The sequence below is a fragment of the Lentibacillus cibarius genome (genome assembly GCF_005887555.1).
Taxonomy (GTDB): Bacteria; Bacillota; Bacilli; order Bacillales; family Amphibacillaceae; genus Lentibacillus; species Lentibacillus cibarius.
Genome location: NZ_VCIA01000001.1, coordinates 846,172 through 858,224, shown reverse-complemented (window position 1 = coordinate 858,224; position 12,053 = coordinate 846,172). Strand labels below are relative to the sequence as shown.

At 39.5% G+C, this 12,053-nt stretch carries 8 protein-coding genes, 2 pseudogenes and 1 riboswitch; of the genes and pseudogenes, 7 read left to right on the top strand and 3 right to left on the bottom strand.

The genetic code is table 11. The features are described from left to right. Nucleotides 1-10: 10 nt before the first annotated feature. A pseudogene (tnpC, locus tag FFL34_RS04275) lies at nt 11-1,291 on the top strand (IS66 family transposase); the annotation flags it as partial. A 101-nt stretch (nt 1,292-1,392) separates the two neighbouring features. Here tnpC and FFL34_RS04270 read toward each other — a convergent pair. The 3 genes from FFL34_RS04270 to FFL34_RS04260 are packed head-to-tail and all read right to left on the bottom strand — an operon-like array spanning nt 1,393 to nt 4,545. Further along, entirely contained in the window at nt 1,393-2,400 is a 1,008-nt protein-coding gene (locus tag FFL34_RS04270; protein ID WP_267900374.1) for a tyrosine-type recombinase/integrase, read from the bottom strand. Further along, a complete protein-coding gene (locus FFL34_RS04265; RefSeq protein WP_138601788.1) occupies nt 2,390-3,349 on the bottom strand; it encodes a tyrosine-type recombinase/integrase in 960 nt (319 codons plus the stop codon). Before FFL34_RS04265 ends, FFL34_RS04270 begins: the two co-directional genes overlap by 11 nt. Then, nucleotides 3,346-4,545: a tyrosine-type recombinase/integrase gene (locus FFL34_RS04260; protein ID WP_171046263.1), complete on the bottom strand. Its 1,200-nt coding sequence runs from the start codon at nt 4,543-4,545 to the stop codon at nt 3,346-3,348. Before FFL34_RS04260 ends, FFL34_RS04265 begins: the two co-directional genes overlap by 4 nt. 165 nt (nt 4,546-4,710) lie before the next feature. Between FFL34_RS04260 and FFL34_RS04255 the strand changes: the two are divergent. The 6 genes and pseudogenes from FFL34_RS04255 to FFL34_RS04230 form a co-directional block, all read left to right on the top strand. Further along, nucleotides 4,711-4,941 (top strand): annotated as a pseudogene (locus tag FFL34_RS04255) (transposase domain-containing protein); the annotation flags it as partial. A 473-nt stretch (nt 4,942-5,414) separates the two neighbouring features. Next, nucleotides 5,415-5,615 carry a YjfB family protein gene (locus FFL34_RS04250; RefSeq protein WP_138601784.1) on the top strand — a complete coding sequence of 67 codons (201 nt, stop codon included), beginning with the start codon at nt 5,415-5,417 and terminating at the stop codon, nt 5,613-5,615. 928 nt (nt 5,616-6,543) lie between these two features. Beyond that, a complete protein-coding gene (locus tag FFL34_RS04245) occupies nt 6,544-7,557 on the top strand; it encodes an ABC transporter substrate-binding protein (RefSeq protein ID WP_138601782.1) in 1,014 nt (337 codons plus the stop codon). A 211-nt stretch (nt 7,558-7,768) separates the two neighbouring features. Further along, a complete protein-coding gene (locus FFL34_RS04240) occupies nt 7,769-8,758 on the top strand; it encodes an ABC transporter permease (protein WP_138601780.1) in 990 nt (329 codons plus the stop codon). Then, nucleotides 8,759-9,553, top strand: coding sequence for an ABC transporter ATP-binding protein (locus FFL34_RS04235; RefSeq protein ID WP_138601778.1), 795 nt, complete (start codon nt 8,759-8,761; stop codon nt 9,551-9,553). A gap of 243 nt (nt 9,554-9,796) precedes the next feature. Then, nucleotides 9,797-9,891, top strand: a riboswitch (cyclic di-GMP riboswitch). Nucleotides 9,892-10,161: 270 nt separating this feature from the next. After that, the gene (locus tag FFL34_RS04230; RefSeq protein ID WP_138601776.1) at nt 10,162-11,856 is read left to right on the top strand and encodes a methyl-accepting chemotaxis protein; all 1,695 of its coding nucleotides are present in this window, start codon (nt 10,162-10,164) and stop codon (nt 11,854-11,856) included. Nucleotides 11,857-12,053 lie beyond the last annotated feature (197 nt).

Genomic DNA, 12,053 nt, shown 5'->3' with positions numbered 1-12,053 from the left:
AAAGCTTGAGATGGAAAACGAGGCGTTAGAGGCTAAGCTGAAATGGTATGAGGAACAGTTTCGCCTTAGCCAACAACGTCAATTTGGATCCTCCAGTGAGAAGTCCAACCCAGACCAGCTCTCGCTTTTTAATGAAGCCGAAGAAACAGCTGATTCGACTGTTGAAGAACCGACTGTCGAAACGATTACATATACACGCAAGAAACAGCGTGGCGAGCGTGATCAAAAGCTTGAAAACCTGCCTGCGGAAACGATTGAATATCGTCTATCCGATGAGGAACAGGTCTGTTCGTGCTGCGGAGGAGCGTTACACGATATGAGCACGGAAGTGCGTAAAGAACTAAAGGTCATTCCTGCGCAAGTGAAAGTCGTAGAGCACGTACGCCACGTTTATAGCTGCCGCCACTGTGAACGCCATGGAATCGAAACGCCTATCATGACAGCGAAGATGCCAGAACCTGTATTTCCAGGCAGCTTGGCATCTCCATCTGCGATGGCTTACACCATGACACAGAAGTATGTAGAAGGCATGCCACTATATCGGCAAGAGAAGCACTTAGAACGCTTTGGTGTATCCATTCCACGCCAAACGCTGGCAAATTGGGTTTTATATGGTGCCAATACTTGGCTTAAGCATATATACGATGAGATGTATGCTCATTTAATAAAACACGATATTTTGCATGCAGATGAAACAACACTGCAGGTTCTTTCAGAACCGGACCGGCCTGCTAAATCTACGTCTTATATATGGCTGTACCGCACCGGACGGGAAAGTTTCCCAATCGTGCTTTATGACTACCAACAAACACGTGCAAGCAAGCATCCACAGCGGTTTCTGGCTGACTTTCAAGGTTATTTGCATGTCGATGGGTACGCAGGTTACAACAGTATTTCTAATGTTGTGCCCGTTGGATGTTGGGCGCATGCACGCCGTAATTTCACGGAAGCATTGCGGGCACTGCCTGAATCTGCATCTACCACTGCCGTGAAAGCGAAAGAAGGCTTGGCCTTCTGTAATAAGCTTTTTGATATGGAACGTGAATTAAAAGACGCAAGTCCACAAGAGCGCTATGAAAAGCGCTTGGAGCGCAGCCAGCCCGTACTGGAGGCTTTTTTGGCATGGCTTAAAGAACAAACGCCGCGCGTACTACCAAAAAGTGCTCTTGGCAAAGCCATTAAATATTGTCGTAACCAGTGGGAGCGCTTAGAGGCCTTTTTAAAGGATGGGCGTTTGGAGATCGATAACAATCGCGCAGAACGTTCAATTAAACCTTTTATTATCGGCCGAAATTATGTACTTAACCTAGTTATGTGCTGAGTTTACCAACCGCTTTTAAAAGCACTTTAAAATTAACGACTTACTATAGGACTCAGCACATAACATACTTATTATAATGAATTTAAGAATTGAAGGATTTCATCAGTTACTTGATATCTATAGTCCGTTTCATTCGATTCAGGTTCATGTAGTTTGTTTAACGCACGTTCCTTTAATTTTATATCAGCCACCATATATTTATGTGTAGTCTCAATACTTTCGTGCCCTAGCCACATAGCTATTGTTGAAATATCAATTCCTGATTGGAGCAGGCTCATTGCAGTTGAATGCCGAAACACATGGGGCGTTACTGTTTTATCATTTAAAGATGGACAAATGGCAGTTGCTTTCTTAACGATGCGATCTATTCTATAACGCACCCCAGAACGGGTTAAATGTTTTACATTCCTGCCAGATAACAAGTAATCATCCTCTTGAATTCCACACTCATACATAAAATCAGCAAGATACTCCGATGTCGTTCGCCATAAAGGAACAGTCCGTTCCTTTCTCCCTTTTCCTATAATTCTCAAATGACATTTTCCATTATCGGAAAAAAGAGCATCTTTCCCTTGTATCGAAATCATTTCCGAAACCCGCATCCCTGAATTATAAAGGAGAAGCAACATAAGATAATCACGCCTTCCTTCGGAATTTTCGGTTTCACAGGAATTAAGTAATGAATCCATTTCCTCCTTGGTGAGATAGCAGATTTCCTTCTTTTCTATTTTTCGAAAGGGTATGGCCTTTATCTTTTGTGCAGTTCCTGAATATTCTGGGCATTCGTAGGATACGTATTCCATAAACGATTTTATTGCCGCAAGCCTATTGTTTACTGTCTTATACTTGTTTTTTCGATTATTTTCCAAGTAATGCATGAATCCTATAATAATATCCGCATTTATTATTTCCATGTTTATGGAACCTGGTTTCACGCCATGTTCATCATACATATATTTTAATAGGATACGGAACGTATCCTTATACGTTTGAACAGTAGAAGGGGACACTTTCTTTTGACTCATCATCCATTTCAGGAAAAAGTTTTGAAGGAGGCTTTGGAAATCACTACTCTCCATGGCTGACACCGCCCTCATAAAAGTATTTTTCAAAATTTCCAGAAACGATCTGTAATAACTCAGGTGTCCCTGTAAGATACCAATAGGTATCTTCTACTTTAACGTGGCCAAGATAAGTGGAAAGGTATAGTATTTTCCTATCTATATTTATACCGTTTTTAAGCCAGCCTAGCAGAGTGTTACATGCGAATGTATGGCGTATATCATATAATCTGGGAGGCCGTCTATTCCATTCCTTATTATCTGCCAGGAGCTGCTTTCTGATTACTTGCAATGCATACTCAAAATTACGTAATGCCAGTTTACGACTTCCTGAAGTAATTAGGAAATGTCGGTCTGAAAAGTCCTCCCTTAGTTTATCCCTAGCATTTATATATGAACTTAGTTTCGAATTAGTGGTTTCATGAATAGGAATAATCCTAGTTTTTGAAAACTTGGTCTCCCTAATAGTAATCCGCCCGTTTTTTAAATCGACATCGTCGTCCATTAATTGACATACTTCATTTGGACGCATCCCTGTAGACCACAAGAGACCAATTGCAGCAGAGATGGTCCTACATCTAAGACCGTCAGGTGCATATAATTCCATTGAAGCTTTCATTAATATGCATATTTCTTCTTCAGTAAAGATGTATGGGGTCGTTCTCCCATGACATTTCCCAAACATACCCTTTGGAGGCATCTGTGCCATGGGATCCAATACACAAATATACTTTGCGAATGTTCGAATTGTCTCCATCCTTCTTGCCATATACCACCGTGAATATTCTGGTTTAAGGGTAGCCCATTGGAATGCAACATCCTTGGCCAATGAACCTTCATACCCTATCGAGACAGTATATGCCGCAAAACGTCTTAATTCCTGAGATTCTATTTTAATCTGAAATCCAAGACCCCTTTTATAAGAAATATATTCTTCTACCTGCCTTGAGATGAGATTACTATTCATGATCTCACCTCTGGCCAAGTTCCAGCAACTTCCTGTAACTGTGTGAAGTTTATCTTCGTATAAATACTGGTTGTTTCAATAGATTCATGTCCCAGAATATCTGCGATCATCTTTAATTCAACACCATTATTGATCATTTCTTTAGCTGCCGTATGTCTTAACATATGTGTGCCAGTGAAATTCTCCAATCCGGCTCTAATAGCAGCACCTCTTACCGTATTTCGAACTTGGGAAGTTCCCATCGGCTGTCCCGGTTCTTTTTTAAATCTCACAAATAAAATTCTTTCTTGGGTAGCTGGACGGGAATGTAATAAATATTTTTCAATAGCTTTGCCTGTAACAGCATGAAGTGGAAGACTTCTTTCGGAATGTGACTTTGTTTGTCTAATAGTTACAATTCCATTTAACCAATCAAAGTCATCCAATGAAAGTTTAGCTGCTTCCGAACAGCGAAGACCTAAATCTTTTAAACATCGTGCAATTGCGTAGTTCCGGATTCCGGTTGGATTTGATTGATCATATGATGAAAAAAGGGTATCTATTTCTGAATCAGTTAGATGTTTGGAGATTCTTGCCTGTTTCCAAACAGGCGGTGTCATTGGTAAATTCAAAATTTCCTCTAAGTTGAAGCCATCTCTGAATTCAAGAAACTTTGCGTAACTTCTAATTCTGACTATCATAGTTTTCTTTGATGCATTTGAAATATGACGCAGTGTGTCAGTTAGGTATCTTCGAACATGATCGGCAGTCAGTTTTTCTGGCGAAAAGTCTTTTTCTGGAAAACTAGAATATAAAAATAATTTTACGGTATTACATTGAGAAAAGATTGTATTATCACTTAGTTTGGCCACTTCAGTTAAATATGTTCGAAACCTATCTATTTCAACCTCAATAGACGGATTTATTTCAAAATCTGAAAGATTTAGCCGTCTGAAGATTTGGTAACCACTAAGAAAGTAATAATAAGCATGAAGAGCGGCTTGAATAGTGCCTTTTTGTGATGACAATGGAATTTTTACTAAATACTTCTCTATAGCTTTCTTTAATTCCTCATGATCTGTCCTTCGGACAAAATGTACTTCATCGCACTTTAAAAAATCTTTAACTTTCCGAAGATACTGTCCAATAACAAGGTCGGAATAACCCTTCTCACCAAGATGTTTTTCAAAGTTAGTAATTTGTGTTTCGTTGTACATAAGCATTGGCTCCTTTTCTTTTACTCTTATCTTAGCAAAAGGACAATGCTTATAACGTTATGTACTGAAATTAGATAAAATGGATTTATCCAAAAGGTTTATATTTATTTTCAGCACATAACTAGGTTAAGAACATAATTGCGCTTATGTTCTTAAACACATAATAGAAAAAATTGGCTTTTCAGCAATACCACAAAAGGTGCGAAGTCTAGCGCAATTATTTATAGTGTAGTAGAGACAGCCAAAGAGAATGGATTGAATCCATTCAACTACCTGAGCTATCTGTTTGAGGAACTTCCCAATATGGATACGACGGATAAGGAGCAATTGGCTCAATACCTGCCATGGTCAGCAACACTCCCTCAGGAATGTCATGTTCCAAATAAATCTAAATAAAGCATACATGAAATCCCCATCTTTTTATAGGTGGGGATTATTTTACGCTTACTGATGATTAATCATTTCCATTAATTGTTCTAAGTCCTTGTATTTTATTTGTATCATAAATGCTCCTTATGTACTAATAATCATTTAAACCCAGCCAATTATAAAGGATACATCTACCTATAATCTAGTAGTGGATGTGAATTTTTAATGAAGAATATACCCGGAATGCGTTATCTATTTATGAGGGGGATGTCAGTCCTTCCCGAAATAATAGCTGTCAAAGACAGTCATAGATAAAGAAGATAAGAAATGCTAAGATTAGAAGTGAGATTTGGCTCGCGTTGTGACTGTCACTCCCGAAATTCACAAATTTTGTTGAAGGGAAAATCGGCATGAACTATTCGATGACTCGAAAGACACTAAGACTAGACGTAAGATGATTATACCTGGATGATCATTAAATAGAGAAAGATGGTGTTCTGATGGATATTGCATTAATGTCAATGGTGTTGAATCAAAGCCAAGTTCAACAACAAGCTTCTATTTCAGTTATGAAGATGGCAATGGGGAATGCCGAGCGACAGGGGGAAGCTGTTCAAAAGTTATTGAGTACAAATAATGTAGCTGCCATTGAGCATGCAGCTCAACCACATTTAGGAGGAAACATTGACATGAAAGGTTAAATGGGGCTTGATGCTTGTCGCCATGGAATTCTCCTGATGTGAGGTAGAGACAAACGAAGATTCAAAGTTTCCGCCAGATTTCGAGTCAGTTCGGTTTTTTCCATTTATCGTATAATGGGCTTTTGCTTGGATCGGCAGAGTAATCTTGGGGAAAGGTATTATTTCAGGTTTGAAACAAAGAGGGCCCCTTGATATAGGGTGTCATGATCATAACTCTAAATATACGAAGAAGGGCCCAAAGTGAACTTAATAAAAATCAGAAAATATGGCAACTTACATTTCTACATTAATTGTAGGAATTGATATAGCTAAAGACGAATACGTTGTGCGGCCCAGAATGATCGAGGTCGAGTCCTAACGTTCACCCATTGAAAAAGGGGTACCCTTGTTATAAGAGTACCCCTTTGGTCAATAAAGTAACACATAAGCTTTCATTTTTATTAATTAGCCTTATCAGGCGGGAATCCGATTAATTAAGATTCCAACTTTGCCGCGGTTTGTGTTCCACTGGATTTTTCTAACTTAAGCAACGTCAGCCCTACCTGCTCTGACGTCCTTGCGACCCCGAAGTCGCGCCAGTGTGATTAAGCATCTTCAAAAACAATCGAGTAGAATGCCAGAATTTAGTTCTTATCATTACTTCACTCACAATAGATAATCATCGCATAAATACATCCGACTGTCAAATGTCAGAGCATCCTCGAACTTCCAACAATACATGTGACTGCTTTGAATAAAGTAGACTTATATAGCTTGGCCTAAATAGTAGCCCCATAGAGACGTATGACTTCATGTTGCTTCTACCTTTTTTAGTTCTAGTTCCACGAAATTGCGCAAACACCTTGACTCTTCTACACCCTATGATATAATTACCATAATTTTTAACAGTATAAAGAGTCAGAAAAACATGAACAGGGGGAAGAAAAAGATGAAAAAAGGCTTATTATTCATTATTGCACTCATTAGTTTCATGGTCATTACCGCATGTGGTGACGGTAATGAAAGTAGTGGTACTGATGATTCGGGCGATGCGGAGGCTTCCGATGAAGAAAAGACGTATGCCGTTGGAGCGACGCAAATTGTTGAACATCCGTCTCTTGATGCAGCTTATGAAGGTTTTCAGAATGCGCTTGCGGACGCGGACTTGAGTGTGGAATATGATTTACAAAGTGCGCAGGGGGATCAGAACAATGTTACCCCCATTGCGGAAAATTTTGTGGCTGATCAAGTGGATTTGATTTTTGCCAATTCGACGCCTAGTGCACTTGGCGCGGTACAGGCGACAGAAGATATTCCTATTCTATTCACCTCGGTAACAGACGCAGTGGAAGCTGGCCTGGTTGAATCCATGGAACAGCCGGGAGGAAACGCGACTGGTGTTGTCGATCTTCACCCGGATGCGGTTAAAAATACGGTACAATTTATTGCGGATAATTTTGACGATGCGCAAGTTGGCTTAATCTACAATGCAGGGGAGCAAAATTCTGTCACACAAATTGAAGCTGTGAAAAAGGCGGCTGATGGCACCAATTTGTCGTTTGCTGAGCGGACCGTTGCCAATTCTGCTGAAGTACAGCAGGCAACGCAAACACTTGTCAGCAAAGTGGACGTCTTTTATATCATTACTGATAATACGGTTGTTTCCGCTTTGGATAGTGTGGTGGGTGTTGCCAATGAGCAAGACATTCCAATGATCGTAGGTGAACCGGATTCACTGAAGAAAGGTGGATTTGCCACTTACGGAATTGATTATGAAAAAATTGGTTACCGAACAGGAGAAATGGCGGTAGAAATTCTGAAGGGGAATAAAAAGCCAAATGATATAGCTGTTGAATATCCACAGGAAATGCAGTTATTCATTAACAAACAAGCGGCAGAGGAACAAGGTGTGGAATGGAACGATGAATGGGACGAAAATGCAAAAATCTTAAAAGATGAATAGTTCATATCATTTTTTACAATCGCAGCAGGCAGGATTGCCCCTCCCTGCTGCATTGTACTTATCAACTTGAACGAACACGTCATTTAAATAGACATATCCTGTTAAAAAACTTGGTATTCGCCAGGTCTCTGAGCGAGCCGAAGTTTTTATGATAAGGTCATTCATATTTTATACTTTCTGACGTTACAAAATAGGCACGGGGGTGGACATCATGTTTATCGCATTATTTGGAGCAGTGGAATCAGGAATTATTTATGCCATTATGGCCTTAGGAGTATATTTAACCTTCCGTGTGTTGGATTTTCCGGATTTGACCGTTGATGGAAGTTTTGTGACAGGTGCGGCTGTTGCTTCTATCTCTATTATGAATGGGGTGCCACCCATTTTAGCGACACTGTTCGCAGCAATTGCCGGATTTTTAGCCGGATGTATTACCGGATCCCTTCATGCGAAAGGGAATATTAATGCATTGTTATCCGGCATTTTGATGATGATTGCACTATATTCGATCAATTTACGAATCATGGGGCAGCCGACCCTATCATTACTGCAGGAATCAACGGTTTTTAAACAATTGGAGAGCATTTGGAGTGCAACCGGGATTGATGGACTGCTGAATGGGATGCTAGCATCTTTTGGCATGGAACAATTACCGTCAACGTGGGGTATTTTGTTTGTTATGATTGTTGCCACGATGTTGATTAAGTTGTTAACCGATTATTATTTAAAAACAGAGATAGGGCTGGCGTTACGCGCAACTGGGGATAATCAGCGGATGATCCGCAGTTTGTCAGCCAATACGGATTTATTGATTATTACGGGGGTTGGCATATCCAATGCTCTGGTTGCTTTGTCAGGAGCGCTCATTGCTCAGCATGGTGGGTTCGCTGATGTTGGTATGGGGATTGGAATGATTATTATTGGGTTAGCCTCTGTCATCATTGGTGAAGCATTATTTGGTACAAAAACGATTGTATGGACAACACTTGCAGTTATTGGCGGTGCTGTTATTTACCGAATGGTTGTCACCATGGCCTTACGAGTGGAGTTTTTGGAAACCGGAGATATGAAGCTGATTACAGCACTGCTCGTTATCGCCGCCTTAGTTGCACCAAAAGTAATGCGAGCACGGAAGGAAAAACTACGGCGTAAACGAAAACGCGCAGAGCTTAGCGGAACAAAGGCAAAAGGAGTTGTGTAAATGCTTCAACTAAATGATATTTCCGTTACATTTAATGAAGGTACCCCGGATGAAAAAGAGGCTTTGCAGCAAATTAATCTAGTACTAGAAAAAGGCGATTTTGTCACCGTTATTGGCAGTAACGGTGCGGGTAAATCGACGCTAATGAACACTGTTGCCGGTCATATCATCCCCGATGTCGGCGATGTTTTGATTAATCATCGGCAGGTGGCTCATTTACCAGAATACAAGCGGTCAAAATTGATTGGACGCGTTTTCCAGGATCCGATGGCCGGGACTGCACCATCCATGACAATTGAGGAAAATCTGGCCATGGCTTATGCGCGCAATAAAACGCGCAAACTTAAACCCGGTGTTACAAAAAAACGGAGGACCATGTTCCGGGATTATTTACAAACGCTACACCTTGGACTGGAAGATCGACTTAATGCCAAAGTGGGATTGCTTTCCGGTGGGGAGCGTCAGGCATTGTCCCTGCTGATGGCGACATTTACCGAACCGGATATTTTAATGTTGGATGAGCATACAGCAGCGTTGGATCCTTCCCGCGCACAGTTAATTACAGACATCACGGAAGATATTGTTGAAAAGTTTCAATTAACGACTTTAATGGTTACCCACAATATGCAGCAGGCGCTCGATTTGGGGAATCGGCTGATCATGATGGATAAAGGGCAAATTATTTTAGATTTACCTGAAAAGGAAAAAGAAAAACTGACCATTGAACAATTGCTGGAAGAATTTCAACGCATCCGCGGCGAGCAATTTGAGAATGACCGTGCGATATTGGGATGATTTCGAGGTTAATAGATTGAATCGCAGGAGGCTGATAACTGTTTCGGTCTCCTGTTTTTTTATTTGCTGCTGTTAATTAGTTTTACTATACCAATGAGCTGTTCCCCAATATTTATGTAGTTGAATGTTATCGTATAAAATATCGAAAAATATAGACTTTAGAAATCTTGTTGATTTAAGAAGAAGAAGTTTATTACACTATAATAGTCCATGGGTAATGGTGTTTTTTTCCTACAAAAATAATAAAGAAAAAGGCAAACTATCTGAAAGGATAGGACGCAAAGCTAATGGGTCTACTATACACATGCGCCGTGTATAATGATCGCCAGGCTGCCACTATTTTTAATATGATGCATATTATTTTGATTTTGGCTATTCAATAACTATTGAATAGCCTTTTTAATTGAATAAAACTATTTTTGATTTTCTTTCCTGTTTATGCAGCGGTTTTAAGAGGGTCATGACATGAAAAAACTTTTGAAAGAGGCTGTTTTTCGTATGAGCGAGCAACTGGATTGGAGGGTCTTTAGAGAAAACAAATAAATGTGACATTAACTTTACTTATGGACAATGAAATATCAAATTATTAGAAAAGAAGGGGATGCGAAATGAAAGGGTTACTAAAATTTAAACGGATTACAACTAAGGTACTATTCGGGTTTAGTATTATCCTTGTATTGGTTGTTTTATTAAGTGTATATAACATATACGCTTTACAAAAAACAAACAGTAGTATGCAAAATATGATAAACAAAGAAATTAGCTTATTAATTACTGATGAGAACCTTGCCAATAACATGACGAAAAGAACAAGTCTGTTGCGTGGGTTATTATTGTATAAAGATAATGCCTATAAAAAAGAATTTAATGCTGGTATAGACGAAAATATAAAATTAGAGAATAAAGCGCTTGAAATTAGTAATTCTAATCAGTTGCAAAAGTTGATAGATAAGAAAACCGAGTGGGGTAAGCTAACTGATAAGGTGATTGCAAAGTATGAAAATGGGAATATTGAAAGTGCAATGGAAGTGATGCAAAACGATGTACAACCAATGGGAAATGAATTAATAGATGAATTTAAATCCCTTGCTAATCAAAGGGAAGCCGAGATAAAAAAGATAGGGGAAGAAATGACGGCCAATGCGAAAACTACTGTACTTACTGTGGTGATTACATCCGCTTTAATAGTTGTTCTAGGTATTATCACGGCTATTATTACCGCCCGAATTATCTCCAATCCAATAAAAGCTGTTATGAATCGAATGAAGCTTATTTCGAATGGCGATTTAACACACGATTTACTTGAAACCAAATCAGAGGATGAGGTGGGACAATTAGTCACAGCGACAAACGAAATGAATACAAATATGCGTGATCTTTTAAATCAAATCAATCAAGTTTCTGAAATGGTAAGCAGCCAAAGTGAAGAGTTAACGCAATCTGCCAATGAAGTGAAATTAGGGTCTGAACAAATTGCGACTACGATGCAGGAACTAGCATCCGGTTCAGAAACACAAGCGAATAGCTCAAGTGAATTATCTTCAGCCATGTCAACGTTCACGACACGAGTGCAAGAAGCCAACGAAAATGGTGAACAGATACACCAAGCTTCTACTACTGTACTTCGTATGACAGATGAAGGTAGCCAATTGATGAACGATTCTAAGAACCAGATGGAAAAAATAGATAGTATCGTACAAGATGCTTTTCAAAAGGTTCAAGGATTGGATGCACATTCACAAGACATTTCCAAGCTCGTTTCTGTTATTAAAGACATTGCTGACCAGACCAACCTATTAGCTTTAAATGCAGCAATCGAAGCTGCTAGAGCCGGTGAACATGGCAAAGGATTTGCTGTAGTTGCTGATGAGGTAAGAAAACTGGCAGAACAAGTTTCTGAGTCCGTGACGGATATTACTGGTATTGTAAGTAATATCCAAATTGAAACAGGCTCAGTAGCCAATTCTTTACAAGAAGGCTATAAGGAAGCAGATAAAGGAACAAAACAAATTAACTCGACTGGTGAGAAGTTTGATGGCATTAGTGAAGCTATAACGGATGTCGTCAATAGTATTGAAACGGTATCCGAAAATTTATCTGAAATCTCCGCGACCAGTCAACAAATGAATAGTTCCATTCAGGAGATTGCATCCGTTTCCCAGGAGTCCGCTGCAGGAGTTGAACAAACATCCGCATCTTCTCAACAAACAACTAGCTCGATGGAGGGGGTTGCTTCCAGCGCAGATGACCTTGCTAAATTAGCGGAGGGTCTTAAAGGATTAGTTCGAAGTTTTAAGCTTTAAATTTAATTAGGGGGAGTTCATTAAATTATGGACTTCCCATATCAGTATATGAGTCCAGCAACTGGATTCACTTTATATTGTCTATTTAATTTCATCCATTCCTTCCTAATTTGAGGAAAGAGGTAAGTAATAGATATTTCTAGTTATTTCGGATTAATAAAATGTAATTAGTTCCTATCTAAACATTTTCCTTTACC

Bases quoted from the DNA above. Each gene is read 5' to 3' on its own strand.
- FFL34_RS04270 (WP_267900374.1), bottom strand. From the start codon at position 2,400: ATGGAGAGTAGTGATTTCCAAAGCCTCCTTCAAAACTTTTTCCTGAAA.
- FFL34_RS04265 (WP_138601788.1), bottom strand. From the start codon at position 3,349: ATGAATAGTAATCTCATCTCAAGGCAGGTAGAAGAATATATTTCTTAT.
- FFL34_RS04260 (WP_171046263.1), bottom strand. From the start codon at position 4,545: ATGTACAACGAAACACAAATTACTAACTTTGAAAAACATCTTGGTGAG.
- FFL34_RS04250 (WP_138601784.1), top strand. From the start codon at position 5,415: ATGGATATTGCATTAATGTCAATGGTGTTGAATCAAAGCCAAGTTCAA.
- FFL34_RS04245 (WP_138601782.1), top strand. From the start codon at position 6,544: ATGAAAAAAGGCTTATTATTCATTATTGCACTCATTAGTTTCATGGTC.
- FFL34_RS04240 (WP_138601780.1), top strand. From the start codon at position 7,769: ATGTTTATCGCATTATTTGGAGCAGTGGAATCAGGAATTATTTATGCC.
- FFL34_RS04235 (WP_138601778.1), top strand. From the start codon at position 8,759: ATGCTTCAACTAAATGATATTTCCGTTACATTTAATGAAGGTACCCCG.
- FFL34_RS04230 (WP_138601776.1), top strand. From the start codon at position 10,162: ATGAAAGGGTTACTAAAATTTAAACGGATTACAACTAAGGTACTATTC.